The organism is Aquabacterium sp. (assembly GCF_014378415.1).
Lineage (GTDB): Bacteria > Pseudomonadota > Gammaproteobacteria > Burkholderiales > Burkholderiaceae_C > Aquabacterium.
In genome coordinates this window covers 35,510-61,426 of record NZ_JACMNS010000112.1, presented here as the reverse complement: position 1 = coordinate 61,426, position 25,917 = coordinate 35,510, and the positions used below count along the sequence as shown (strand labels likewise).

Annotated in this window: 22 protein-coding genes and 2 tRNA genes; 22 read left to right on the top strand and 2 right to left on the bottom strand. The window is 61.2% G+C overall.

Features of this window, described 5'->3' with window-relative positions; translation table 11 throughout:
• The first annotated feature begins 74 nt into the window (after window positions 1–74).
• The 19 genes from H7225_RS10390 to H7225_RS10300 all read left to right on the top strand — a co-directional run bounded on the left by H7225_RS10390 (window position 75) and on the right by H7225_RS10300 (window position 21,135).
• Window positions 75–1,106, top strand: coding sequence for an RluA family pseudouridine synthase (locus H7225_RS10390; RefSeq protein WP_290661516.1), 1,032 nt, complete (start codon window positions 75–77; stop codon window positions 1,104–1,106).
• A gap of 279 nt (window positions 1,107–1,385) precedes the next feature.
• The gene (gene scpB / locus H7225_RS10385) at window positions 1,386–2,117 is read left to right on the top strand and encodes an SMC-Scp complex subunit ScpB (protein WP_290661580.1); all 732 of its coding nucleotides are present in this window, start codon (window positions 1,386–1,388) and stop codon (window positions 2,115–2,117) included.
• A 17-nt stretch (window positions 2,118–2,134) separates the two neighbouring features.
• On the top strand, window positions 2,135–4,300 hold the full coding sequence (gene rluB / locus H7225_RS10380; RefSeq protein WP_290661514.1) for a 23S rRNA pseudouridine(2605) synthase RluB: 2,166 nt from the start codon (window positions 2,135–2,137) through the stop codon (window positions 4,298–4,300).
• 103 nt (window positions 4,301–4,403) lie between these two features.
• Complete coding sequence (gene ndk, locus H7225_RS10375; RefSeq protein ID WP_290661512.1) at window positions 4,404–4,829, top strand: nucleoside-diphosphate kinase; 426 nt, start codon at window positions 4,404–4,406, stop codon at window positions 4,827–4,829.
• An 11-nt stretch (window positions 4,830–4,840) separates the two neighbouring features.
• A complete protein-coding gene (gene rlmN, locus H7225_RS10370) occupies window positions 4,841–5,983 on the top strand; it encodes a 23S rRNA (adenine(2503)-C(2))-methyltransferase RlmN (protein ID WP_290661510.1) in 1,143 nt (380 codons plus the stop codon).
• Between the two features lie 38 nt (window positions 5,984–6,021).
• Window positions 6,022–6,882 (top strand): type IV pilus biogenesis/stability protein PilW, encoded by an 861-nt coding sequence (gene pilW, locus H7225_RS10365; RefSeq protein WP_290661508.1) that lies wholly within the window; start codon window positions 6,022–6,024, stop codon window positions 6,880–6,882.
• Entirely contained in the window at window positions 6,875–7,792 is a 918-nt protein-coding gene (locus tag H7225_RS10360) for a RodZ domain-containing protein (RefSeq protein WP_290661506.1), read from the top strand. Before pilW ends, H7225_RS10360 begins: the two co-directional genes overlap by 8 nt.
• Window positions 7,789–9,072: a flavodoxin-dependent (E)-4-hydroxy-3-methylbut-2-enyl-diphosphate synthase gene (gene ispG / locus H7225_RS10355; RefSeq protein ID WP_290661504.1), complete on the top strand. Its 1,284-nt coding sequence runs from the start codon at window positions 7,789–7,791 to the stop codon at window positions 9,070–9,072. The genes H7225_RS10360 and ispG overlap by 4 nt, the downstream gene beginning before the upstream one ends.
• A gap of 62 nt (window positions 9,073–9,134) precedes the next feature.
• Entirely contained in the window at window positions 9,135–10,436 is a 1,302-nt protein-coding gene (gene hisS, locus H7225_RS10350; RefSeq protein WP_290661502.1) for a histidine--tRNA ligase, read from the top strand.
• A 32-nt stretch (window positions 10,437–10,468) separates the two neighbouring features.
• Window positions 10,469–11,179 carry a tetratricopeptide repeat protein gene (locus tag H7225_RS10345; protein WP_290661500.1) on the top strand — a complete coding sequence of 237 codons (711 nt, stop codon included), beginning with the start codon at window positions 10,469–10,471 and terminating at the stop codon, window positions 11,177–11,179.
• Window positions 11,180–11,219: 40 nt separating this feature from the next.
• Window positions 11,220–12,344 (top strand): outer membrane protein assembly factor BamB, encoded by a 1,125-nt coding sequence (gene bamB, locus H7225_RS10340; RefSeq protein ID WP_290661498.1) that lies wholly within the window; start codon window positions 11,220–11,222, stop codon window positions 12,342–12,344.
• A gap of 18 nt (window positions 12,345–12,362) precedes the next feature.
• On the top strand, window positions 12,363–13,703 hold the full coding sequence (der, locus tag H7225_RS10335) for a ribosome biogenesis GTPase Der (RefSeq protein ID WP_290661496.1): 1,341 nt from the start codon (window positions 12,363–12,365) through the stop codon (window positions 13,701–13,703).
• A gap of 96 nt (window positions 13,704–13,799) precedes the next feature.
• On the top strand, window positions 13,800–14,045 hold the full coding sequence (gene hfq / locus H7225_RS10330) for an RNA chaperone Hfq (protein ID WP_230181491.1): 246 nt from the start codon (window positions 13,800–13,802) through the stop codon (window positions 14,043–14,045).
• A gap of 85 nt (window positions 14,046–14,130) precedes the next feature.
• Window positions 14,131–15,372 carry a GTPase HflX gene (gene hflX, locus H7225_RS10325; protein WP_290661492.1) on the top strand — a complete coding sequence of 414 codons (1,242 nt, stop codon included), beginning with the start codon at window positions 14,131–14,133 and terminating at the stop codon, window positions 15,370–15,372.
• Complete coding sequence (gene hflK / locus H7225_RS10320; protein ID WP_290661490.1) at window positions 15,369–16,757, top strand: FtsH protease activity modulator HflK; 1,389 nt, start codon at window positions 15,369–15,371, stop codon at window positions 16,755–16,757. The genes hflX and hflK overlap by 4 nt, the downstream gene beginning before the upstream one ends.
• A 23-nt stretch (window positions 16,758–16,780) precedes the next feature.
• On the top strand, window positions 16,781–17,674 hold the full coding sequence (gene hflC, locus H7225_RS10315) for a protease modulator HflC (protein WP_290661488.1): 894 nt from the start codon (window positions 16,781–16,783) through the stop codon (window positions 17,672–17,674).
• Window positions 17,675–17,943: 269 nt separating this feature from the next.
• Window positions 17,944–19,128 carry an ATP phosphoribosyltransferase regulatory subunit gene (locus tag H7225_RS10310; RefSeq protein ID WP_290661485.1) on the top strand — a complete coding sequence of 395 codons (1,185 nt, stop codon included), beginning with the start codon at window positions 17,944–17,946 and terminating at the stop codon, window positions 19,126–19,128.
• 58 nt (window positions 19,129–19,186) lie between these two features.
• Complete coding sequence (locus tag H7225_RS10305) at window positions 19,187–20,554, top strand: adenylosuccinate synthase (RefSeq protein ID WP_290661483.1); 1,368 nt, start codon at window positions 19,187–19,189, stop codon at window positions 20,552–20,554.
• Window positions 20,555–20,613: 59 nt separating this feature from the next.
• Window positions 20,614–21,135: a phosphoribosyltransferase gene (locus H7225_RS10300; protein WP_290661481.1), complete on the top strand. Its 522-nt coding sequence runs from the start codon at window positions 20,614–20,616 to the stop codon at window positions 21,133–21,135.
• A 137-nt stretch (window positions 21,136–21,272) separates the two neighbouring features.
• Here the strand turns inward: H7225_RS10300 and H7225_RS10295 are convergent.
• Window positions 21,273–21,357, bottom strand: a tRNA-Leu gene (locus tag H7225_RS10295).
• An 80-nt stretch (window positions 21,358–21,437) separates the two neighbouring features.
• A tRNA-Leu gene (locus tag H7225_RS10290) sits at window positions 21,438–21,522 on the bottom strand.
• A gap of 93 nt (window positions 21,523–21,615) precedes the next feature.
• On the opposite strand from H7225_RS10290, the gene rnr reads away from it, so the two are divergent.
• The 3 genes from rnr to tsf all read left to right on the top strand — a co-directional run bounded on the left by rnr (window position 21,616) and on the right by tsf (window position 25,908).
• Window positions 21,616–23,955: a ribonuclease R gene (gene rnr, locus H7225_RS10285; protein ID WP_290661479.1), complete on the top strand. Its 2,340-nt coding sequence runs from the start codon at window positions 21,616–21,618 to the stop codon at window positions 23,953–23,955.
• A gap of 211 nt (window positions 23,956–24,166) precedes the next feature.
• Entirely contained in the window at window positions 24,167–24,916 is a 750-nt protein-coding gene (rpsB, locus tag H7225_RS10280; protein WP_290661477.1) for a 30S ribosomal protein S2, read from the top strand.
• 77 nt (window positions 24,917–24,993) lie between these two features.
• Entirely contained in the window at window positions 24,994–25,908 is a 915-nt protein-coding gene (gene tsf / locus H7225_RS10275) for a translation elongation factor Ts (RefSeq protein WP_290661475.1), read from the top strand.
• Window positions 25,909–25,917: the final 9 nt, after the last annotated feature.

Here is a 25,917-nt window from a genome sequence, read left to right as displayed (position 1 = left end):
GCATGGCACCACCCCTTTCATTCACCCGTCTGCAAAGCTTTATGCCCCGATCTCCCGTTTCACCTCCGCTGCTTTTGGACATTGACGCTTTTGACGAAGATTGGGGGGCGCAATCCACGGCGCCCGTCAGTCAGCCTTTGCCTTTGCTGACCCGGGAGGGGGTGGTCTCGGTTGCGCAGCATGGGCAGCGTCTGGACGCTTGGTTGGTCAGCCTGGCCGGCGAGTTCTCGCGCAGCCACCTCAAGGGCCTGATCGACGCGGGCTGCGTGCGCGTTGATGGCAAATTGGCCGATTCACCCTCGCGCAAGGTCAGCAGTGGCCAGCAGGTGTGGGTCGAGTTGCGGCCCACCGCGCAGAGCCAGGCTTTTGTGGCCGAACCCATGGTGCTGCCCATCGTGTTCGAGGACGAGCACTTGCTGGTGATCAACAAGGCGGCTGGCATGGTCGTTCACCCTGCGGCCGCCCACTGGAATGGCACCCTGATGAACGGGTTGCTGGCCCACCATGCTGGCGCGGTCAACCTGCCAAGGGCAGGCATTGTTCACCGACTGGACAAGGACACCAGCGGCCTGATGGTGGTGGGCAAGACCTTGGAGGCGGTCACGGCCTTGTCCAGGGCCATTGCCGATCGCGTGGTCAAGCGCCAATACGTGGCGCTGGTTCATGGCACCGTGGCCGACGCTTTCGCGGTAGAGGCGTCCATTGGGCGAGACCCGGCGTCGCGCGTCAAAATGGCGGTGCTGGCTTCTGGCAAGTCTGCGCGCACCGATGTGCGCTGCCTGGGGCGCGTCGTGCTGGACGAGGACCATCCGAACGGGCCGATTCGCCGGGCTTTCAGTGCCGTGGAGTGCACCTTGCACACCGGGCGCACCCACCAGATCCGTGTCCACATGGCCAGCCGCAAGCACCCCTTGGTGGCCGATGCGGTCTACGGAGGCTCCCCCGCATTGGGCCTCACCCGGCAAGCCCTGCACGCCTACCGACTGGCTTTTGACCACCCCATCACCGGAAAAGCCCTTCAATTCGAATCACCTTTGCCCGACGATCTGGCCCAGGCTTGGGGGCGTCTGCAAATGGCCAACCAAAAACCTTTAACTGGTGCATAATGCTTTTTAAATTTGGTGGTTTCGCCAAGGCGTGCCAACCATCCGGCAAAGAGCGTTTGATCTGACGACTTTGCCCACAAGCGGATGCCCCTCACTGGGGCGAAGATCAAATCCAAGTCGTCAAACAGCCCAACCAGGCGGTCAAACTCGGTCATAAGGCGTGTGCATTAATTTGCCGGTCGATGCCACTTGGGTCCGTGCCACGCAGCCCGACAGCCAGGGCGCGCGGCGTTTGAACCTCCACCTTGAACGGGTGGCGTGTGTTTACCGATTGAAGAGATGGAAGTCCTCAATCCTCAGGACGCTCAACGCGTACTAGAAGCGGCGCTTTTATGCGCACATCAGCCCATGACGGTGCGCGAAATGCGCGCCCTCTTCGAAGACACCTTCTCGGCCGACGGGGTCCGTGCTTTGCTGGCCGACATTTCTCAGCAGTGGGATGGTCGGGGTGTTGAGTTGCGAGAGTCAGCTTCGGGCTGGCGCTTTCAAACCACCGCCGATGTGCAGGAGTACCTCGACAGGCTCAACCCTGAAAAGCCGCCCAAGTACTCCCGCGCCACGATGGAAACCTTGGCCATCATTGCCTACAAGCAACCCGTCACCCGGGGCGACATTGAAGACATCCGTGGCGTGACCGTCAGCACCCAGATGGTCAAGCAGCTTGAAGACCGTGGCTGGATCGAGGTGATCGGCCACCGTGATGCCCCTGGGCGACCAGGCCTGTATGCCACCACCCGCCATTTCCTCGATGACATGGGCCTGAAGGCGCTGGACCAGCTGCCCGCTTTGGACGGCATGCTTGGCGCCCAGGGCATGTTGCCCGGCCTGGACAATGACCCGCAAGCCGCAGCCCAGGCCGCCGCCAGCGCCGCACAACAAGATCACGACGAACAAGGGCAGGGCACGCTGTTGGAGGCGCAAGCCGAATTGCTCGAGTCCGAACATCCTTCTACCCCCGATGCCGATGCGGCTGAACAAGCCGATCCCGCCGAACCCTCTTTCGCTCCATGACTTCAGACAACGCGCCTATGCAAGACCCCAACGAATCCTCACCTGAGCTGGACCCGTCCGCGCTCAATGCGCCAGAAGATGCGCCCAAGCCCAAGCGGGCTCGCCGCACCAAGGCCGCCGAAAACCAGGTCGAGCCGGAGGCTGAAGCTGTGGTCGAGGAGGTTGCCAAGCCTGCGCCGCGCCGTCGCAAGGCGGTCGCGGTGGCTGCTGTGCCCGAGGACCTGCCGCCACCCGTGGTTGAGGCCGTGGTTGCAGAGATTGTCGAGACCAAACCCAAACGCGCCCCGCGCAAGAAGCCTGCGCCCGATGCCGAGTCAGCACCTTCGGCGCAAGTCGATTTTGTCAACGACGATTCGCCTGCGGTCAGGGAGCCTGCCGGAGACGGTTTCCTGCAGTTGGGCCCTGACTTGAGCGAGCCTGTGCCTGAATCGGCTCAAGCTTCGCAAGAGGGCGAGCAAGTCGCGGCGGCTGGTGCCGAGCCTCGCTTTGAGGAGCGTGGTGAGCGTGGCCGGCGAGATCGTGGACCCCGTGGGCCGCGAGGTGATCGTCCTGCGCGCCAGGCACCCGAGCAGTCTGGTGAGCAGGGCGCCGAAGCCAGTGGTGAACTCCTCGAAAGCGAGGGTGATGAAGCCCGCGATCCGGAGCAATTGCCCTCGCGTCGAGCAGCGATCGCGGCCGAGCAGGCCAATGAAGTGTTTGCCGAATTGTTGTCGGGCGATTTCGACACGGTGCGCGACGAAGCCACCGAAGAAGAGGTCGTGGCTGCCGAAGCTGATCCGCAAAAGCGCGTTTTGCGCCCTGAGCCCGATGCGCCCAAGCTGCAAAAGGTCTTGGCCCAATCGGGCGTGGGTTCGCGCCGCGACATCGAGCAGATGATCGAAGATGGCCGCATCACGGTCAATGGGCACGCCGCCCACATCGGTCAACGCGTGTCCTATGGCGATCAGGTCAAGATCGGCGGCAAGCCCATCCGCATCCGCATCGCGCCTCAGCCTGCGCGCATCCTGGCCTATCACAAACCTGTGGGTGAGGTGGTCACGCATGACGATCCGCAAGGCCGTCCGACCGTGTTCCGCCGCCTGCCGCGCTTGCAAAATGGCAAGTGGATGTCGGTGGGCCGCCTGGACCTGAACACCGAGGGCCTGCTGCTGTTCACCACCTCAGGCGAGTTGGCCAATCAGTTGATGCACCCCCGTTTTGGCGTGGAGCGCGAATACGCGGTGCGCGTGCTGGGCACGCTGCCAGAATCGTCCAAGAACAAGCTGCTGGAAGGTGTCAGCATCGAAGGCCAGATGGCTTCGTTCAAGTCGATCGAAAACGGTGGCGGCGAAGGCGTGAACCATTGGTACCGCGTGGTCATCACCGAAGGCCGCAACCGCGAAGTGCGCAAATTGTTTGAAACCGTGGGCCTGGCGGTCAGCCGCCTGATCCGCGTGCGTTATGGCGCCATCGTGCTGCCACGTGGCCTCAAGCGCGGTGTTTGGGTTGAATTGGGCGAGTCCGACGTTCGCGCCGTGAAGTCGCTGGCCGGGTTTGACCGCCCGGACGATTTCCACAAGGGTGCGCGTCAGGAGGGCGGCCGAAATGGCAAGCCCCAAGGTGTTGGCCAGCAGCCAGCCCCTCAGGGCCAAGACAACTTCAGGGGCAAGCAAGGCGGGCTCGGCCCAGGCCGTGGCCAGCAGCAAGGCAATGGCCAGCAAGGCAATGGCCGTGGTCCTCAGCAGGGGCAGGGCGGGTATGGTCCGCAAGGCGGCGGCAATCAAGGTGGCAACCAGGGCCGCAACAATCAGAACCAGAATCGTCCTGGACGCCCGCCCATGGATCGTCCACAAGGTGGTGGTATGCAGGCCCAGCAAGGGCCTCAGGGCGAGCACAACGACGATTTCGACCACATTGGCCCCATCCCCAATCCGTTGGAGCAAACCTTCGACAAGCGTTTCGCCACGGGCTCCAAGCGCATCACCCAGGGATTTGGTCGTCCCGACCACAACGCTGACCGCGGCGGCGATCCCAAGGGCGGCCCGCGTCAGCCTGATCCTCTGCAAACATCGGTCGGCTACATCGGCGCAGATGCCTACTTCAACAAGATAGGCGGTCGCTCGGGGCGTGGCGGCGGCGGCCAAGGTGGCGGCGGTGGCGGTGGCAATCATGGCGGCGGTGGCGGCGGTCGCGGCCGTCGCTGAGCAGCCTGTCCTTCATCGGGTAAGCCTCATCTTGACGCTGCCCGTCATATCCCGGCGATACAATGCTGGGTTTTGTCAAATCTAGACTTAGGAGAACTTAATAATGACCATCGAACGCACTCTGTCCATCATCAAGCCTGACGCCGTTGCCAAAAACGTGATCGGTCAAATCGTGGCCCGTTTCGAAGGCGCTGGCCTGAAAATCGCCGCTGCCAAGCTGGTGCAACTGTCGCGTCTGGAAGCCGAAACCTTCTACGGTGTGCACAAAGAGCGCGGCTTCTTCAAGGACCTGGTTGACTTCATGGTCTCTGGCCCCGTGTTCATTCAAGTGCTCGAAGGCGAAGGCGCCATCGGCAAGAACCGCGACCTGATGGGCGCCACCGACCCCAAGAAGGCCGAGAAGGGCACCATCCGCGCCGATTTCGCTGACAGCATCGATGCCAACGCCGTTCACGGCTCTGACGCCGCTGAAACCGCTGCTCAAGAAATCGCTTTCTTCTTCCCCGGCCTGAACGTTTACAGCCGCTAAGTCGATTGCAAATGAGCGCAGCCAACCTGCTTGATTTCGACCTGGATGGCTTGGCCGCGTTCTGTGAACAGCTGGGTGAGAAGCGCTTTCGCGCCACCCAGCTGTTTCGCTGGATTCATCAAAAAGGCGCCTCCGACTTCGACCAGATGTCGGACCTGGCCAAATCGCTGCGAGGCAAGCTGCAGGGTATCGCCACCCTCAAGCCGCTGCCCATCATCAGCGAGCACGTTTCCGCCGATGGCACCATCAAGTGGTTGTTCGATGTCGGTGGCGGCAATGCCGTCGAAAGCGTCTACATCCCCGAAGCCGATCGAGCCACCTTGTGCATCTCGTCTCAGGCCGGTTGCGCCGTGGGATGTCGATTTTGCTCAACGGGCCATCAAGGTTTCAGCCGCAACCTGACCACCGGTGAAATCATCGCCCAACTCTGGTATGCAGAGCATTCATTGCGCAAGCGACTGGGCCAGACCGAGCGCGTGATCAGCAATGTGGTCATGATGGGCATGGGCGAGCCCTTGCAAAATTATTCAGCCGTGATGCCGGCCTTGCGCATGATGCTGGACGACCATGGCTATGGTCTGTCGCGTCGCCGTGTCACGGTGTCCACGTCGGGCGTGGTGCCCATGATCGAGCGGCTCAAGAACGATTGCCCGGTGGCCCTGGCGGTGTCCTTGCACGCCCCCAATGATTTGCTGCGCGATGAGCTGGTGCCCATCAACCGCAAATACCCGATTGACGAGCTGCTGTCGGCCTGCTCAGACTACTTGACCGCCGCACCGCGCGATTTCATCACCTTCGAATACTGCATGCTCGACGGCGTCAACGACACTGACGAGCACGCGCATCAGCTGATCGATTTGGTGCGGGGTCGCATTTCGTGCAAATTCAACTTGATCCCATTCAACCCCTTCCCCGCGTCAGGGCTGCACCGTTCTGACAATGCCCGAGTGCAGGCCTTTGCCCGCATCCTGGCCGACGCGGGCCTGATCACCACCGTGCGCAAAACCCGTGGCGATGACATTGACGCGGCTTGTGGTCAACTCGCCGGGGAGGTGCAAGATCGCACCAATGCCAAGGGCCGCATGACCCGACAACCCATCGTTGTCACACTGATCCCGGGGGCCGCTGGCCGTGGTACCCCACCATCGAATTGAGCGCCGGCGGCCCGTTCCCGGCGCAGGAGACCGACCGCATGACCATTTCCCGTTGTACGCTGCTGGCTTGCCTGGGCGTTGTCATGGCCTTGAGTCTTGGTTCTCTGACGGGCTGCATCAATGCACCCCAGGCTGAGGGCGCATCCTCCACCAGCAAAGCCATGGCCAGGTCGGCGGCGGCTTCCGTGTCTGATGACGTGGTCACCACCTCGGATGAAAGCGATGTGCGCAAGCGGGCTCGCATCCGACTGGAACTGGCGACCGCGTATTTTGCGCAAGGTCAACTCACCACCGCCCTTGATGAACTCAAGCACGTGCTGGCACTTGACGCCCGGATGTCCGAGGCACATGAGTTGCGAGGCCTGATCTACAGCGCCATGAACGAACCTGCGCTGGCCGACGAAAGCTTCAAGCGTGCGATTCAGCTAGATGATCGCAACGGCAGTGCCATTCACAACTACGCCTGGTGGTTGTGCAGCAAGCAACGCTACCCTGAGGCCGATGCTTTTTTCGAGCGCGCTGCCAATTTGCCGCAAACCATTGCCACCAGCAAAACCTTGATGGCCCGTGGTGTTTGTCAGGTTCGCGCTGGTTTGCTGCCCGAGGCCGAGAAGTCCCTGGCGCATTCCTACGAGTTGGACGTGACCAATCCTGCCACCGCCTATAACCTGTCCGCCGTGCTCTACCGCCGAGGTGATTACGAGCGCGCACGCTTTTACATTCGCCGGGTCAACAACATCCCTGAGCAAATCACACCTGAGTCAATCTGGCTGGGTGCGCGAGTTGAAAATCGTTTGGGCAATGTGGGTGGCCGTGACGAACTGGCCGGGATCCTGCGCAGCCGCTTCCCCAATTCGCGTGAGGCCACGGCGTTGGAGTTGGGGCGTTTCGATGAATGATCCCACCGCGTCCAGCGCGAATTCCCCCTTGGGCGCCAAAGCGGGCGATTTGCTGCGTGAGGCCCGGCAGGCTCAGAACCTGGAAATCGATGCTTTGGCCTCGATGATCAAGGTTTCTCCGGCCAAACTGGTGGCCCTTGAACAAGGTCGGCATGATCAATTGCCCGATGCCAATTTCACGCGTGCGCTGGCGATGACCGTGTGCCGCAGCTTGAAAATCGATCCGGCGCCTGTTCTGGCCGCTTTACCCGCGGCCCGGGCCATTCCGCTGTCACCCCAAAAGCCCGCCTTGAACCAACCGTTCAAAGAGTCGCGTGGGGCCAATTTGTCGTTTGATTCGGGCGAGTCGTTTGATTTGAAAGCCTTGCTCAAGCCGCAATGGCTGGCGCCGATCGTGCTGCTGCTGGCTTCGCTGGTGGTTTACTTCATGCCCGACTCTGTCCAGTGGCCTCGCTGGGCGATGCCAAGCCAGCAACCGGTCGCCATTGATACGGTGGCTGCCCCCGCATCGGTGCCAGAGGTGCCTGCGCCGTCGATCCAAGCCGTCAGCGCCCCTGAGGTGGCCCCTTCGCAACCCGATACCGCTGCCTCCTCGGCCGTGCCAGAGCTTATTGCGTCTCAGGCCACCGGTGAGGCGCCGCCGCTCGCCGTAGCCTCGCCAGTCGCCAGTTTGGATGAGTGGCCTTTGGTGATCAAGAGCAGCCGATCTGCCTGGGTCGAGATTCGCGATGGCAAGGGTGTCTTACTGTCGCGGCATCTCAAAGCGGATGAGTCCGTTGAGCTGACCGGAACGCCGCCGTTCAAGCTGCACCTGGGAAACTCTTCGGCCTTGGACGTGATCTACCAAGGCCAGCCGGTTGAATTGGCCCCTCACACGCGCAACAATGTGGCTCGGCTTGAATTGAAATGAACGACTTTTCCTCTTCCTTGTCCAGTCCGATCGAAGTGGCCAGGCCGGCGCCAAGGCGCTCACGCCAGGCTCGTGTCGTGTGGGGCCAGCGCGTCGTCACCATTGGCGGCGATGCCCCCGTGCGCGTGCAATCCATGACCAACACCGACACGGTCGATGTCATCGGCACCGCCATCCAGGTCAAAGAATTGGCCATTGCCGGCTCCGAGCTCGTGCGCATCACGGTCAACACACCTGAGGCCGCCGAAGCCGTGCCTCACATCCGTGAGCAACTCGACCGCATGGGCATCGACGTGCCTTTGGTGGGCGACTTCCACTACAACGGTCACCGCCTGCTGACCGACTACCCTGAGTGTGCTAAAACCTTGTCCAAGTACCGGATCAATCCCGGCAATGTTGGCAAGGGCGACAAGCGCGACAAGCAGTTTGCGCAAATGATCGAGGCCGCGTTGAAGTACGACAAGGTCGTGCGCATTGGTGTCAACTGGGGCAGCCTGGACCAGGAGCTGATGGCCTCGCTGATGGACCAAAACGCCCGGCGCGCCCAGCCCTGGACCACCCAGCAGGTGATGTACCAGGCCTTGATCAACTCGGCCCTCGAATCCGCCCAGGCTGCCCGCGAGTTGGGCATGGCGCCTGAGCAGATCATCCTGTCGTGCAAGGTCAGCGGAGTGCAAGACCTGATCAGCGTGTACCGAGGCCTGGCCCAACGCTGTGACTACCCACTGCACCTGGGCTTGACTGAAGCCGGCATGAGCACCAAGGGCACCGTGGCATCGGCAGCCGCGCTCTCGGTGCTGATGCAAGAAGGCATTGGCGACACCATTCGCGTCTCGCTCACGCCTCAGCCGGGCGAGTCGCGCACACAAGAAGTCGTGGTGGCGCTTGAGATCTTGCAGGCCTTGGGATTGCGCACCTTCGTGCCCAGCGTCACCGCCTGCCCGGGGTGTGGCCGCACGACCAGCGGCACCTTCCAGGAGCTGGCCAAACAGATCGATGATTTCCTGAGGGCCCAGATGCCAGTCTGGCGGGTCAAGTACCCCGGGGTCGAGAATATGAAGGTGGCCGTGATGGGCTGCATTGTCAATGGCCCTGGCGAAAGCAAGCATGCCGACATTGGCATCAGCCTGCCTGGAACCGGCGAAGCACCGGCTGCTCCGGTGTTCATCGACGGTGAGAAAGCCCTGACCCTGCGCGGCGACCGCATCGCCGACGACTTCCAGAAGCTGGTCGAGGACTACATCGATCGGCGTTTTGGCACAGCGGCCATCCAGGCCTGATTTCCTTCCCGGCGCGGGCTCTGCGCCGCTCTCTCACAGACACCGTCTCGATTTTTATTTTCATGGCCGACATCCTCCAAGCCATCAAAGGCATGAACGACATCCTGCCGCCCGAATCGGCGCGCTGGGAATGGCTCGAAGAAACCGTCCGCGCCCTCATGCGCCGCTACGGTTACAGCAATATCCGCACCCCCATCGTCGAGCCCACCGCACTGTTTGTGCGCGGTCTGGGCGAGGTCACCGACATTGTCGAAAAGGAGATGTACTCCTTTGCCGACAGCCTCAATGGCGACAAGCTGACCCTGCGCCCCGAAGGCACTGCGGGCGTGGTACGCGCCATGAATGAGCACAGCTTTTTGTACGAAGGCGGCAAGCGCCTGTTTTACATTGGCCCCATGTTCCGGCATGAGCGACCGCAAAAAGGTCGTTATCGCCAGTTTCACCAGGTCGGCGCCGAAGCGCTGGGCTTCGCCGGCCCCGATGTCGATGTCGAACTGATCCTGATGACGGTGGCCCTGTGGCGCGACCTGGGCTTGAGCGTCGGCACCGACGTGCGCCTGGAACTCAACAGCCTGGGCCAGCCTGAAGAACGCCGCGCCCACCGCGAGGCCTTGATCAAGCATCTGGAGCAACACGCTGCCTTGCTGGACGACGACGCGCGCCGCCGCCTGCACAGCAATCCGCTGCGCATTCTCGATACCAAGAACCCGGCCATGCAGCCCGTGGTCGAAGACGCTCCCAAGCTCATGGATTTCTTGGGCGAGGCCTCTTTGGCCCACTTCAATGCCGTTAAGCAAGTGCTGGACGCCGCCGGTGTGGTCTACAAGGTCAACCCGCGCCTGGTGCGTGGCATGGACTACTACAACCTCACCGTGTTCGAGTGGGTCACCGATCGCCTGGGCGCGCAGGGCACCATCTGCGGCGGCGGCCGCTACGACGGTCTGATCGAGCAACTGGGCGGCAAACCCGCGCCGGCCGTGGGTTGGGGCCTGGGCATGGAGCGCTTGCTGCTATTGCTCCAGGAGCTGGGCATTGACTCGCCATCCCCCGCGCCTGATGCGGTGGCGCTGGTGTTTGCGGGCACACCGCTGTCCACCGTGATGAGCACCGTCGAGGCCTTGCGTCAGGCGGGCGTGCGTGTCTTGCTCAATCCGGCGGGCAAAGATGGTCCGGCCAGCCCCAAAGCTCAGTTCAAGAAAGCCGATGCCAGCGGCGCCCGCTTCGCCCTGATCTTCGGCCCCGATGAGGTTGCCCAAGGGCAAGTTTCTGTCAAGCCCCTTCGCGATGGTGGTGAGCAAGTTGCCCGACCTCTCGCACAGCCTGGGGAATGGGCGGCGTCATTGCAAGCCCATCGCCAGTCATAATCCAACGCTTCCACCTACACCGATAAAACGTCATGGCCACTTACGACCTTGAACAACAAGAGCAGCTCGATCAGGTCAAGCACCTCTGGAAACAGTACGGCAACCTGGTCACCTGGGTACTCGTGCTGGCCCTGGGCGGCTACGCCGCGTGGACCGGCTACCTCTACTGGCAGCAAAAGCTGTCCGTGGGCGCCGGCAGCCTTTACGAAGAGCTGGACCGTGCCGCCAGTGCCGGTGAAGTCGACAAGGCCGCCAAAGTGTTTGCCGACCTGAAAGACAGCTACGCCGGCACCACCTTTGCCGAACAAGGCGCCTTGTTGGTGGCCAAGGTTGAAGTGGGCCGCCAAAAGCCTGAACTGGCGCGCGCCAGCCTGCAGTGGTTGGTCGATAGCGGCAAAAACAAAGACCTGGTGGCCATCGGCCGCTTGCGCCTGGCCGGCTTGATGCTTGATGCCAAGCAGCACGATGAGGCCTTGAAAGTGTTGAGCGCCGAGATGCCCAAGGCCTATGCGGCTTTGATCGCCGATCGCCGTGGCGACATTCTGTTCAAACAAGGCAAGAAAGAAGAGGCCGTCAAGGCCTACCAGGAGGCCTGGAAAGGCTTGCCTGCCACGGTCGATTACCGCCGTTTCGTGGAAGGCAAACTGACGGCTGCAGGCCAGGCACCCCAGGCTCTGCAAGTGCCAAACGCCGGTGCTGCCGCGCCTTCGGGCATGCCGCCCGGCCTGGCCCCCACGAACTGATTTCCCACCCGAACCTCTGTCCATGGACCATCCTCTGACCATGACTTTTTTCAGACGCGCTCTTGGCGCCTCGGCTCTGGCCGCAGCCGCCGCCTTGTTGTCGGCTTGTGGCTCGACCAAGCCTAAGCCCGCACCGCTTGAGTCCTTCACACCCAGCCAGGGCATCACCACGGTCTGGAGCAAGCGCCTGGGATCCGTGGATGGCCCCGCCTCCCTCGCGGTGGCAGCAGGCTCGGTGACTTGGGCTGCCAGCGATGGGCAAATTTTGTCCGCCGACGTGAAAACCGGCCAGGAGCGCTGGCGTGCCCAGGCCAATGCCAAGCTCAGCGCCGCGGTGGGCAGCGACGGCCGCTATGCCGCCGTGGTCACCACCGACAATGAACTGATCACCTTTGACCAAGGCAAGGTCTTGTGGCGCGAGCGCCTGACGGGCCGCGTCATCACCGCGCCCCTGGTGGCCGGTGAGCGGGTTTTCGTGCAAAGCGTGGACCGCAGCGTGCGCGCCTACGACGTCCTCGACGGCCGCTGGCTCTGGAACTACCAGCGTCCTGGTGGCGATCCCCTGTCGCTGTCCACGCCCGGCCTGCTGTCCACCTTCCGCGACACCTTGGTGGTGGGGCAGGGTGCTCGTTTTGTGGGCCTGGACCCTTTGAAAGGCGTCCCCCGTTTCGATTTCAGCGTTGGCACGCCGCGCGGCACCAACGAAGTCGAGCGTCTGGCCGACCTGGTTGGTCCCGGTGCCCGCGCCGACGACGAAATCTGTGTTCGCGCTTTCCAGTTGTCGGTGGCGTGCATCGAGATGAATCGTGGCAGCTTGCGCTGGTCACGCCCTCAGTCGGGCACGCAAGCCGTGGCCGCCGACGACACCACGGTGGTGGGTTCGGATGGCGCTGACCGCCTTAGCGCCTGGCGCACTGAAAACGGCGAAATCCGCTGGCGCGTTGACCGTTTCACCCACCGCAAGTTGAGCGCCCCCGCCGTTTGGGGCAAGCTGATCGCCGTCGCCGATGGCGAAGGCCAACTGCACATCCTGGCCTCGGACGATGGCCGTACCGTGGCTCGCATTTCCCTGGACAACGCGCTGAGTGCCGCCCCCGTGGTGTCCGACGGTTTGTTGTTGGTGGCCACCCGTTCCGGCACGCTTTACGCTTTGCGTGCCAATTAAAAGTTTCCCTGGAGTTTCATGAAACCTGTCATTGCGTTGGTCGGACGACCCAACGTCGGCAAATCGACGTTGTTCAACCGCCTGACCAAAAGCCGCGATGCGATCGTGGCCGATTTCGCCGGACTGACCCGCGACCGCCATTACGGTGAAGGTCGCCTGGGTTCCCGCGAGTTCCTTGTCATCGACACCGGCGGTTTTGAACCTGATTGCACCGAGGGCATCTTCAAGGAGATGGCCAAGCAGACCCGCCAGGCGGTGGCCGAGGCCGACGCAGTCGTCTTCGTGGTCGATGCCCGGGGCGGTCTGTCTGCCCAGGACCATGACATCGCCCGTTACCTGCGCACCGCCAACAAAAAGGTGCTGTTGGCCGCCAACAAGGCCGAGGGCATGCAAGAAGGCGTGCAATTGGCCGAGTTCTTCGAGCTGGGCATTGGCGACCCCATCCCCATTTCGTCCGCGCACGGGCAGGGCATCCGCAGCTTGCTCGACATGGCGCTGGATGACTTCTTCGGGGACGATGAAGACGAGGACGAGGTCGTTGAAATCGATGTCAATGCGCCCATCAAACTGGCCGTGGCAGGGCGACCCAATGTCGGTAAATCCACCCTGATCAACACCTGGCTGGGCGAAGAGCGCCTGGTGGCCTTCGACATGCCCGGCACCACCCGCGACGCCATCAGCGTGCCTTTCGAACGTGACGGTCAACGCTTCGAGCTGATCGACACGGCCGGGCTTCGCCGCAAAGGCAAAGTGTTCGAGGCGATCGAAAAATTCTCGGTCGTCAAGACGCTGCAAGCCATCTCCGACGCCAACGTGGTCCTGCTGCTGCTGGATGCCACCCAAGGCGTCACTGATCAGGATGCCCACATTGCAGGGTTCATCCTTGAATCAGGCCGTGCCGTGGTGTTGGCCATCAACAAGTGGGACGCGGTGGACAGCTATCAGCGCGAACTGCTGGCCCGCTCCATTGAGACCCGTCTGGCCTTCCTGAAATTCGCACCGATTCTGCACATCTCGGCCATCAAGCGCCAAGGCTTGGGCCCGGTCTGGAAATCGATCGCCGATGCCTGGTCGTCGGCCACGCGCAAAATGCCCACGCCCATCCTGACGCGCCTGCTGCTCGAGGCGGTGGAGTTTCAGCAGCCCAAGCGTGGTGGCATTTCCCGCCCAAAACTGCGTTACGCGCACCAAGGCGGGCAAAACCCTCCCATCATCGTCATCCACGGCAACTCTCTGGAGCACCTCACGGACTCCTACAAGCGCTATTTGGAAGCCCGTTTCAGGGCGCATTTCAAACTCACCGGCACGCCGTTGCGCATCCAGACCAAATCGTCGAGCAACCCGTTCGTCGATAAATAGCATCTTCTTTACCCCGCTTCACAATCCCTTCGCCGATCAGGCGCATGGGCCTGTGTTAAGGTGTCAAGTCCGAAACTTTTCAACACGGAGCATATCGTGAGCAACAAAGGGCAACTCCTACAAGACCCCTTCTTGAACCTCTTGCGCAGAGAGCATGTGCCGGTGTCCATTTATTTGGTCAACGGTATCAAACTTCAGGGACACATCGAGTCGTTTGACCAATACGTGGTGCTGCTTCGCAACACGGTCACTCAAATGGTCTACAAGCACGCGATTTCGACCGTCGTGCCTGGCCGTGCGGTGAATTTTCACGCCAACGACTCGACCGAAGACGCGGCTTGATTTTGTCAGCCATGTCTTCTAGCCTATCCAGTACCGACCTGTGTTGCACTGACGCACCGACGCCTTGACATCCTCATCGCAGTCAGTGAAAAAACCGTCTGATGCACCTCGGGTTGTGCTGGTGGGCGTCGATTTTGGGTCGGGATCGTCTTTCGATCCCACCCTTGACGAGCTCGCCTTGCTGGCTGAATCTGCGGGCGATCTGCCCGTCGAAAAAGTCACCGCCAAACGCAAGGCCCCCGATCCCGCTTTTTTTGTTGGTTCGGGCAAAGCCGACGAGATCAAAGAGCTGGTCATCCTGCACCAGGCTCAGGCCGTGATCTTTGATCAGGCTATTTCTCCTGCTCAACAACGCAATCTTGAACGCCATTTGGGCGTTGAAGTCCTGGACCGCATCGGCTTGATCCTCGAGATCTTTGGCGCGCGCGCCCGAAGCCATGAAGGCAAGCTGCAAGTCGAGCTGGCCCGGCTGAAATACCTGTCAACCCGCCTGGTCCGACGCTGGTCTCACCTTGAGCGCCAGCGGGGTGGGGCGGGCATGCGCGGTGGCCCTGGTGAAACCCAGATCGAGCTTGACCGCCGCATGATCGACCAGCGCATCAAGTCGCTGAAAGAGCAGCTGGTCAAGGTCAAGCGCCAGCGCAACACCCAACGCCGCTCACGTGAGCGCACAGGCACGTTTCGCGTGTCTCTGGTGGGCTACACCAACGCGGGCAAGTCGACCTTGTTCAATGCATTCACCAAGGCGGGCACCTACGCGGCCGACCAGTTGTTCGCCACGCTGGACACCACCACGCGCCAGTTCTACCTGGCGCAAGCGCAACGCAGCGTCACCCTGTCCGACACGGTGGGTTTCATCCGCGATCTGCCGCACACCCTGGTGGAGTCTTTCGAGGCAACCTTGCAGGAAGCGACCGAGGCCGACGTGCTGCTGCACGTGGTCGATGGCGCCAGCCCCGTGCTGATGGAGCAACTCACCGAGGTGATCCGCGTTCTGGGTGACATCGGCGCGGCCGATATCCCTCAGGTGCTGGTCTTCAATAAGTGCGATTGCCTGCCAGAACACCAGCAGCCCCGGCATACGCTGGATGTGTTCGAGCTGCCTTCCGGTCGCCGTTGTCTGCGCGTATTCGTCAGCGCCTTGCGAGGTCAGGGGCTTGACGTGTTGCGGCAAGTCATTGCTGAAGCCGCTTTGAATGGCTTGGGCGATGATCCGGGCGCGTTTCCCGGTTTGCAAAGCCCATTCACAATGCACAATTCCGACAATTCTCAACAGGAGCCCGATGCAGGGCCCCTGGAAACTCCTTCCACGACTGTCCAATCATGAACATGCAATCCCTGGAGCCAGGCCAAGTGCCTGAACACCATCGCCAGCCAGCCTTGAGTGTGCTGGCTGCCGCTGCTCAATTGACCGCAGGTGTTGGTCGGCGATTGGGCTGGCTTGGCCTTCGAGCGCTCAAGCTGACCTTGCCCCAATCGGCAGGGCCACAGGTGGTCCACAACAGCGGCCGCAATGATGGTCCGCCCGACCTTGACGAGTTGTGGCGCGATTTCAACCGCAAGCTCAGCGGTTTGTTCGCTGGCAAAGGCGGCGGTGACAACAACAGCACGCCAGGTGGTGGCCTGACCCCCGATGGCAACAACGCCGGTATCGGTGTTGGTTTGATCGCGGGCCTGGTGGCCTTGATCTGGCTGGGCAGCGGCTTCTTCATCGTTCAGGAAGGCCAGCAGGCCGTGGTGATGTCCTTCGGACGTTTCAGCCACATGGCCGAAGCCGGCTTCCAGTGGCGCGCCCCGTACCCCTTTCAAAGCCACGAAATTGTCAACCTGACCCAATTGCGGTCGATTGATGTGGGCACCAATTCCGTGATGCAGGCGACCGGTTCGCGCGAGTCCTCCATGCTGACCCGCGACGAGAACATCGTCGACATCCGCTTCACGGTTCAATACCGCTTGAGCGATGCCCGTCAGTACCTGTTCGAGAATCGCAGCTCAGATGAAGCCGTGGCCCAGGCTGCCGAATCGGCGGTGCGCGAAATCGTAGGCAGCAGCACCATGGATTCGGTGCTCTACGAGCAGCGCGACGCCATTGCTGCCGAACTGGTCAAGTCCATCCAGGCGCAAGTCAACAAGGTCAATGCCGGTGTCATCATCGCCAACGTCAACGTGCAAAGCGTACAAGCGCCTGAGCCGGTGCAGGCCGCTTTTGACGATGCCTTCAAGGCCGGCGCCGACCGTGAGCGCGCCAAGAACGAAGGCCAGGCCTATGCCAATGACGTGATCCCCAAGGCGCAAGGTACGGCGGCCCGTCTTCGTGAAGAAGCCGCCGCTTATTCGGCCAACGTTGTGGCCCACGCTGAAGGTGACGCGCAACGCTTCAAGTCGGTGTTGACCGAGTACCAGAAGGCACCCGGCGTGACGCGTGATCGCCTCTACATCGATGCCATGCAACAGGTGTACGGTAACGTGACCAAGGTCATGGTGGACTCCCGCTCGGGCTCCAACTTGCTTTACTTGCCGCTGGACAAGATTGTTCAGATGAGTGCTTCTTCTGGAAACACCCCAGGCGCGGCTTCCGCCAGCACGCCAGTTGCCCCTGGCAATGCGGCGGTTGCCGACACTGGCAGCGCCACTGCAGCTGGTGGCTCGACCACCGCCACAGACCCCCGATCACGTGACGGCTTGCGCAGCCGTGACCGTGACAGTCGCTGAATGGCCAAGGCAAGGAACCTGACATGAACCGCATTGGAATCTTCGTGGCCGGCGCATTGCTGGTCGTCATCATCCTGGCCTCGACCTTGTTCGTGGTCGATCAACGCCAGTTCGCTGTGGTCTACGCCTTGGGCGAGATCAAGGACGTCAAGAGCGAGCCCGGCCTCAAGTTCAAGCTGCCGGCTCCCCTGCAGAACGTGGTCTTCCTGGACCGCCGCATTCAGACGCTGGACAGTGCCGAAGCTCGGCCCATCTTCACGGCCGAAAAGAAAAGCCTGGTGATCGACTGGTTGGTCAAATGGCGCATCACCGATCCGCGCCAGTTCATCCGCAACAACGGCACTGATATACGCAACATCGAGAACCGCCTGAGCCCCATCGTGCAGGCCGCGCTCAATGAAGAGGTGACCAAGCGCACGGTTGGTGCGGTGCTGTCCACCGAGCGCGAGAAGGTCATGCAGGGCGTGGTTCAGCGCCTCGCCGATGACGCCAAGGCATTCGGCATTGTCATCATCGATGTGCGCATCAAGCGAGTGGATTTCTCGGCCAACATCACCGAAGCTGTCTATCGCCGCATGGAATCTGAGCGCAAGCGCGTGGCCAACGAACTGCGCTCCACCGGCTTTGCCGAAAGCGAGAAGATCCGCGCCGATGCTGATCGCCAGCGTGAAATCATCGTGGCCGAGGCCTACCGCGATGCCCAGATGGTCAAGGGCGAGGGCGATGCCAAGGCATCGACCATCTATGCCGAAGCCTTTGGCAGGGATCCCCAGTTTGCCCAGTTCTACCGCAGTCTGGACGCCTACCGAGCCACCTTCCGCAGCAAGGCGGACGTGATGGTGCTTGACCCCAACAGTGAGTTCTTCAAGGCCATGCGCGGCAACGGCGGTTCCGCGTCTGTACCCTCTAAAAAATAAGATCGGGCTCTGAGCGACCCGGTTGACTCTTGTCCGACTCTTTGTGATTGGCATTGGCCCTGTCGCTGGTGTTCGAGCAAGCGGTCAGCCGTCAGTGATGCGCAGCATCCAGCTGGGTGTTTTTTTGGATGCTACAGTGACCTGAACCTGGCCTTTTGGGGCATGGATCCCATTGGTTCAGGTGCAGATTCACGCCGGGTTAAAAATTGGCCGTCAAATTGACGCCAGACCCCGGTAAAATCCCGCTTTTAACCCCCTCCCCATTTCTTATGTCGTCTGCTTGGCTGCTGCCAGAGCACATTGCCGATGTCTTGCCTGCTCAGGCTAGACGCTTGGAAGAGTTGCGCCGAACCTGGTTGGACGCAGCGCGTGGTTGCGGCTACGAGTTGGTGATGCCTCCTTTGTTGGAGCACATCGAATCCTTGCTGTCAGGCACCGGCCATGCGCTCGATCTCAAGACCTTCAAGTTGGTGGACCAGCTCAGCGGTCGCACGCTGGGCGTTCGCGCTGACAGCACGCCGCAGGTTGCTCGCATTGATGCTCACCTGCTCAACCGTGACAGCCTGACCCGGCTTTGCTATTGCGGCCCTGTACTTCACACGCGTCCTGCCAGCCCACATGCCAGCCGCGAGCCGCTGCAATTTGGCGCTGAAATCTTTGGCCATGCAGGCCTGGAAGCCGACCTCGAAGTGCAAGAGCTGGCCCTGGAAGGCCTGCAAGCCATCGGTCTGAAAGGCCTGGTGCTGGACCTGGCCGACGTGCGTCTGGTTCAGGGCGTGCTTCAAGGCCTTGGCTTGTCCGACCGCCTGGATGCTGCAACCCAAGATGCATTGCTTGCCGCATTGGCAGCCAAAGACGCGGCCACATTGCGTGAGCTGGCCACGCCATGGTCACCGCAAGCGGTTCAGTCTCTGGTGGCCTTGACTGGCCTGTACGGCGACGAAGAGATCCTGGTTGAAGCCCGGCGCGTGCTGCCCGACCATCATCTGGTTCACGCCGCGCTGGACGACCTGCAATGGTTGGCCGCCCATTTGCGCCGTTCGCATCCCGAGGTGCGCATTGGTTTTGACTTGGCCGACCTCAGCGGTTATGCCTACTACAGCGGATCACGCTTTGCCGTTTATGGCGAAGGTCATGCCGACGCCTTGCTGCGCGGTGGCCGCTACGATGAAGTTGGCGCGATCTTTGGCCGCCGCCGTCCGGCCGTGGGCTTCAGCCTCGATCTCAAGATCGTGGCCGATCTGCTATCTGGCCGTGACGGCTCTGCGCCTCGCGCGGCGATTTGCGCGCCCTGGGGGGAAGATCCTGCATTGCGTCTAGCCGTGCGGCAACTGCGTCAAGAGGGGCACACCGTGTTGTATGTGCTGCCTGGTCATGAGCACGAAGTCCAAGAGTTTGACTGCGACCGCGAACTGACGCTGCTCAATGGACAGTGGTCGGTGCGTTCGCGCTAGTCATCATTCAGCCAGCCTCGATACCGCCGGCTTTTTTTTGGAATTACAGGATTCAGTCATGCAAAGCTCAACCGCGCCGGCTCGTCCCCGCGCTGCATCAACCGGCCGCAATGTCGTCGTCGTCGGCACCCAATGGGGTGACGAAGGCAAGGGCAAGGTCGTCGACTGGCTCACCGACCATGCTGCAGGCGTGGTGCGTTTTCAAGGTGGTCACAACGCAGGCCATACCCTGGTCATCAACGGCAAGAAAACCGCGCTGCAGTTGATCCCCTCGGGCATCATGCGCGACGGCGTGGCCTGCTACATCGGCAATGGCGTGGTGGTCGATCCCGCCCACCTGCTGCTCGAGATCGAGCGCCTGGAAGCCGCTGGCCTGAACGTGCGCTCGCGCCTGTTCATCAGCGAGTCCTGCCCGCTGATCCTGCCCTTCCACGTTGAAGTTGACAAGGCCAGAGAGTTGCTGCGCGAGTCCAGCGGCAACGGCAAGATCGGCACCACGGGCAAGGGCATCGGCCCCGCCTACGAAGACAAGGTGGCGCGCCGTGCACTGCGTGTGCAAGACCTCAAGCACCCCGAACGCTTCGCCAAGAAGCTGCACGAACTGCTGGAGCTGCACAACTTTGCCTTGACCGGCTACCTCAATGGCACCGCGCTCGAATTCCAGCCCATCTACGACAATGCCATGAGGGCGGCACAGCAGATCGTGCCCATGTTGGCTGATGTGGGTGTTCGCCTGCACGAGACCAACATCAATGGTGGCAGCATCCTGTTCGAAGGCGCCCAAGGCACCTTGCTCGACATTGACCACGGCACCTATCCCTACGTCACGTCCAGTAACTGCGTTGCGGGCAATGCGGCTGCAGGCTCGGGCGTCGGCCCTGACAAGCTGCACTACATCCTGGGCATCACCAAGGCCTACACCACCCGCGTGGGCAGCGGTCCATTCCCCACTGAACTTGATTGGGAGGCGCCAGGCACCGTCGGCTATCACCTGTCCACCGTGGGCCAGGAGCGCGGCACCGTCACCGGTCGCGCCCGCCGTTGCGGCTGGCTCGATGCCGCCGCCCTCAAGCGCTCGGTGCTGATCAACGGCATCTCAGGCTTGTGCATCACCAAGCTGGACGTGCTGGACGGTCTGGATGAAATCAAGGTCTGCACCGGCTACCAGCTGAATGGCCAGCGCGTGGACATCCTGCCGCTGGACGCCGACGAGATCATCGCCTGCGAGCCCATCTACGAAAGCTTCCCAGGCTGGGAAGGCACGACCTTCGGCATCACCGAGTGGGACAAGCTGCCCGCCAATGCCCGTGCCTACCTGGAGCGTGTGCAAGGGTTCATTGGCGCGCCCATCGACATGGTGTCCACCGGTCCCGACCGTGACCACACCATCCTGCTTCGCCATCCTTACAAAGATGACGTGCTTTGAAGCGCAATCCTGCCATGGCGCCCAGCCCCAGCATTCGAGATCACGAGATAGGAGACCCCATGCTCACCGATGACGGCAAGCACTTGTATGTGTCTTGGGAGGAATACCACCACCTGACCGAACGCTTGGCGCTGCAGGTGCATCAATCGGGCTGGGAGTTCGATCAGATCCTGTGTCTGGCGCGTGGTGGCTTGCGCCCTGGCGATGTGCTGTCGCGCATTTTTGACCGCCCACTGGGCATCATGGCAACCAGCTCTTATCGCGATGACGGCGGCACCTTGCAGGGGCGCCTTGACATGGCCCAGTACATCACCATGCCCAAGGGCGAGTTGGTTGGGCGTGTGTTGTTGGTCGATGACTTGGCTGACTCTGGTGTGACCCTGCGCGCGGTGGTTGATCGTTTGCGCAGCATGCCGGCCATCACCGAGTTGAAATCGGCCGTGTTGTGGGTGAAGGGTGTGTCCAACTACACGCCAGACTTCTACGTCGAGACTTTGCCCACCAGCCCTTGGATTCATCAGCCATTCGAGGACTACGACACCTTGCGGCCTGATGCGTTGCTCAAGCGTTTCCAGCTTTGAAGTTCGGCTTGATGGCGGTGTTCACGAAAGGCAACAGGCCGAGGGTCTGTTGCCTTTTTTCTTGTGCGCAGGTTTGTGGGATCTTCACGGACGATAAAAAAGCCGCATGATGTTATTCATGCGGCTTTTTTTGAATCTGGTGCCCAGGAGAGGACTCGAACCTCCACGGAGTTACCCGCTAGTACCTGAAACTAGTGCGTCTACCAATTCCGCCACCTGGGCAGGTGTTCTATCTCTTCGAATTTCTCGACCGGTTTTTCAACCGTGTTTTCAACTGTTTTTTCAACAGCAACCGCAGCATCTGGTGCCCAGGAGAGGACTCGAACCTCCACGGAGTTACCCGCTAGTACCTGAAACTAGTGCGTCTACCAATTCCGCCACCTGGGCCAGAAATCTGCAGCTCTCTTCGTTTTTGCCATCCAGAAATATGTTTCTGGCGCCAGTCGTGAAGAGCGCAATTATAGCATCAAAATAAGACATATGACAACTCAAACACCACATTTAGTGAACCTGATGAGTGAAATCGTCGGGACCGTGCATGGCCATCGCGATGGCCACGGTTTCGTGAGCACCGACGATGGTGAGTCCACCATCTACATCCCGCCGCAAGAGATGCGCAGCGTCATGCACCGGGATCGCGTCAAAGTTCGCGTGTTGCGCTTCGACCGAAAGGGCCGCCCCGAAGGTCAGGTGCTGGAAATCCTGGAGCGCCGCAAAACACCCATCATTGGCCGACTGTTGCATGAGGGCGGTGCCTGGGTCGTGGCGCCTGAAGATCGCCGTTTCGGCCAAGATATTCTGATTCCCGCCAAGGGCATCGCCAACGCGGAGCCGGGGCAGGTGGTCTCGGTAGAGCTGACTGAGCTGCCTTCACTGCATGCCCAGCCGGTCGGCCGCGTGGTTGAGGTGCTGGGTGGCATTGACGACCCTGGCATGGAAATAGAAATCGCAGTGCGCAAGTACGAAGTGCCGCACCGCTTCAACGACGACGTGTTGGCGCAGGCGGCCAAGCTGCCTGAAAAGCTGCGCCCGGCCGACCGAAAGAACCGCATCGACCTGACCGATGTCCCGCTGGTCACCATCGATGGCGAAGACGCACGCGACTTCGACGACGCGGTGTACTGCGAGCCCGCCAAGATCGGGCGCAGCAAAGGCCCGAATGGCTGGCGCTTGCTGGTGGCCATTGCCGACGTGAGCCACTACGTCAAGCCCGGCGATCCGCTGGACCGCGACGCTTATGAGCGCGCCACTTCGGTGTATTTCCCTCGCCGCGTGATCCCCATGCTGCCCGAGAAGCTGTCCAACGGCTTGTGCTCGCTCAATCCAGATGTCGAGCGCCTGTCCATGGTGTGCGACATGCTGGTCACCGCCGAGGGCGAAGTTCATGCTTACCAGTTCTACCCGGCGGTGATCTGCTCGCATGCTCGTTTTACCTACACCGAGGTGGCTGCCATCCTGGGTAACACGCGTGGGCCTGAGGCCCAGCGCCGTGCCGATTTGGTGCCGCACCTTCTGGATCTGCACGAGGTTTACCGCGCGCTGCTGAAGTCGCGGGCCGTCCGTGGTGCGGTCGATTTCGAGACCACTGAAACGCAGATCGTGTGCGATGACAATGGCCGCATCGCCAAGATCGTGCCGCGTGTGCGCACCGAGGCTCACAAGCTGATCGAAGAGGCCATGTTGGCGGCCAATGTGTGCTCGGCCGATTTCATTTCGCGTGCCAAGCAGCCCTCGCTTTATCGCGTTCACGAGGGGCCGACGCCTGAAAAGCGCACTTTGCTGAAAAACTACCTCAAGGCCTTGGGTCTGGGTTTGAGCATCAGTGACGAGCCCACGCCGGCTGAGTTCCAGGCGCTGGCGCAAGCCAGCAAGGAGCGTCCGGATGCGCAGCAAATTCACACGATGCTGCTGCGCTCCATGCAGCAGGCCATCTACACGCCCACCAACAGTGGCCACTTTGGTCTGGCTTACGAGGCCTACACCCACTTCACCAGCCCGATCCGTCGCTATCCGGATTTGTTGGTTCACCGCGTGATCAAAGCCCTGCTGGGCAGCGATCGCTACGTCCTGAAATTGCCACCGGTGCAGTCGTCGCCGAGTTACTTCAAGGGGCGCCCGGGTGCCAAGGGCGGAGCCGCCCAGTCTGCCAAGGGCCTGCCCAAAGCGCCGGTCAAGGTCGCGGCACGCATCAAGCTGCCGCCAGAAGAGGCTGCTGCCTGGGAAACCGCGGGCATTCACTGCAGCTCAAACGAGCGTCGTGCGGATGAAGCCTCTCGCGACGTCGAAGCCTGGCTCAAGTGCATGTTCATGCGCGAGCGCTTGGGCGAGGAATACGGCGGCACCGTCAGCACGGTGACCAGTTTCGGCTTATTCATCCACCTTGATGGGTTGTACGTCGAAGGCTTGGTGCACATCACCGAACTGGGTGGCGAGTATTTCCGCTTTGACGAGGCCCGCCAGGAATTGCGTGGTGAGCGCAGCGGTTTGCGCTATGCCTCTGGTGCCCGGGTTCGGGTGCAGGTCAGTCGGGTTGATCTGGACAGCCGCAAGATCGATTTCCGTCTGGTGCGTGAGGGTGAAGACCAGGCGGCCGGTGGTGGCGGTGGGCGTCGCCGGCAACGTGGCGTGGAGTCTCCCGGGCGTGCCCCGGCGGCTTCCGCGCAGGACGAACTGGCCGACGTTAAGCGCACGGACCGTGAAACCAAGCGGGCTGCCAAGCGGGCTTCGGCGGCGGGTAAGCCAGCGGGTGCCGCATCAGGAAAAGGCGGCAAGGTAGCGCCCAAGGGCCCAGTGGGGCGCAAGACCTCGCGCAAGCACTGAGTTGCTGAGAGTGCGGCAGGGGGTGGGGTATCAAAAACACCCACTTCGTGCTACACTGTGCGGGTTTTTCCGAAATGGTTCGGATAAAACACAATTCAAACCACAAAATCCCGAAGCCAACAAACCTCAGGTGTTGCAACCGGTGCCGGTGTCTAAAACCCGCATCGTTGTGATTTTTGATGGCTTCTAGACCCAACCTCTGGAGTTAAATATGGCAGTGTCCATGCGCGAAATGCTGGAAGCCGGTGTCCACTTTGGTCACCAAACCCGCTTCTGGAACCCCAAGATGGCTCCGTACATCTTCGGCCATCGCAACAAAATTCACATCATCAACCTCGAAAAAACGCTGCCCGCGTTCGAGGATGCCCTGAAGTTCATCCGTCAGCTGTCGGCGCGTCGCGGCACGGTCATGATGATCGGCACCAAGCGCCAAGCCCGTGAAGCCGTGTCTTCCGAAGCTCAGCGCGCTGGCGTTCCTTTTGTGGACCAACGCTGGTTGGGCGGCATGCTCACCAACTTCAAGACCGTCAAGGGTTCGCTGAAGAAGCTGAAGGACATGCAGGCTCAAATCGAGGCCGGCGGTCTGGAGCAATTGAGCAAGAAGGAAGGTCTGCTGTTCCAACGCGACTTGGCCAAGCTTGAAAAAGACATCGGCGGCATCCAGGATATGAGCGCTCTGCCTGACGCTCTGTTCGTGATCGACGTTGGCTACCACAAGATTGCCATTGCCGAAGCCAAGAAGCTGGGCATTCCTGTGATCGGCGTGGTTGACACCAACCACTCGCCCGAAGGCATTGACTACGTCATTCCTGGCAACGACGACTCATCCAAGGCTGTGGCGATGTACGCCAAGGCCGTGGCCGATGCCGTGCTGGAAGGCCGTGCCAACGCGGTCAATGAAGTCGTGCATGCCGTGGCTGCAGATGGCGACGAATTCGTGGAAGTCAGTGAAGCGGCTTGATTGCTTCTGACTAGAGCACCACAGGGGCTGTTTCAGCCCCTTTTTCACAACAAATTTCAGATTTACGGAGAAAGCATATGCCCGCCATCACCGCCAGCATGGTTGCCGAACTGCGCGCCAAGACCGACGCTCCCATGATGGAGTGCAAGAGAGCCCTGACTGAAGCCGAAGGCGACTCGGTCAAGGCTGAAGAAATTCTGCGCGTCAAGCTTGGCAGCAAGGCCTCAAAAGCCGCATCGCGCGTGACCGCCGATGGCGTGGTCACCTCCTTCATCGACGGCGCCAACGGTGCCCTGGTTGAAATCAACTGCGAAACCGACTTCGTGTCGAAGAACGACGACTTCCTGGCCTTGAGCAAAGCTGTCGCCGAGTTGATCACCCAGCACAACCCGGCCGACGTGGCCGCGCTGTCAAACCTGGAAATCGCCGGTCAAACGGTCGAAGCCAGTCGCGCTGCCCTGATCGGCAAGATCGGTGAAAATATCACCATCCGCCGCTTCAAGCGTTTCAGCGGTGACCAAAAGCTGGCCAGTTACCTGCATGGCGCCCGCATCGGTGTCGTCGTCGAGTACACCGGTGACGACACGGCTGCCAAGGACGTTGCCATGCACGTGGCCGCCATGAAGCCCGTGTCGTTGTCATCGGCCGACGTGCCCGCGGCATTGATTGAAGCCGAGCGTTCGGTGGCAGCAGGCAAGGCTGCCGAAGATGCCAAGGTGGCTGAAGCTGCTGGTAAGCCTGCCCAATCGGCCGAAATCGTTGCAAAGCGAATTGATGGCTCGATCCAGAAGTACCTGAAAGAAGTGTCCCTGTTCAACCAGGTCTTCGTGAAGGCCGCCGATGGCAAGCAAACCGTTGAGCAGTACCTGAAGTCGGCCAACACGGTTGTCACGAGCTTCACGATGTACATCGTGGGCGAAGGCATCGAGAAGAAGCAGGACGACTTTGCTGCTGAAGTGGCCGCTACCATGGCAGCTGCCAAGGGTCAGTAATTTCTGACC